Raw genomic sequence first — 506 nt, forward strand, 5'->3', positions numbered from 1 at the left:
TTGCTTCACTTTTCGTACGGCTTCAGCAGTTACAGCGCAGGTGTTAAAGATAATAGCATCATTTTTAAGCTGATCTAGTCCGGAAGAAGCACTTTCTTTGCGTATGATTTCTGATTCGTAGCTATTGAGTCGACAACCAAATGTTACAATTTCTATCGTCATCAAAAGTGATCCTTCTTGTAGGTCCCTGTTAAAGGGTTTAAAAAACCACCAAATTCATACTTGGTTGGACCTGTCATAACAATATGGTTATCTTCTCCATAAACGATGTTAAGTGTCCCCCCTGGTAAATTTACATCGATATGGCGTTGTGTAAGTCCACGCCGGTAAGCCGCCACGGCACTAGCACAGGCAGCACTACCGCACGCTTGTGTTAATCCAGCTCCTCGCTCCCATGTCCGTAAATTTAGGCTTTTATGTGATGTTACAGAAGCAATGGAAATATTGCATCGTTCTGGAAAAAGGGGATCATGTTCAAGTTTTGGTCCATATTTTTCTAAGGGAAT

2 pseudogenes are annotated in these 506 nt (G+C 41.7%); both read right to left on the bottom strand.

Going from position 1 to position 506, the window contains the following annotated elements:
• Positions 1-162 (bottom strand): annotated as a pseudogene (locus ACFIK8_RS13210) (tRNA (N(6)-L-threonylcarbamoyladenosine(37)-C(2))-methylthiotransferase MtaB); the annotation flags it as partial.
• Positions 162-506 (bottom strand): annotated as a pseudogene (locus ACFIK8_RS13215) (diaminopimelate epimerase); the annotation flags it as partial. The pseudogenes ACFIK8_RS13215 and ACFIK8_RS13210, both read right to left, overlap by 1 nt.

It is taken from the genome of Bartonella sp. MR168JLCBS (genome assembly GCF_042194175.1).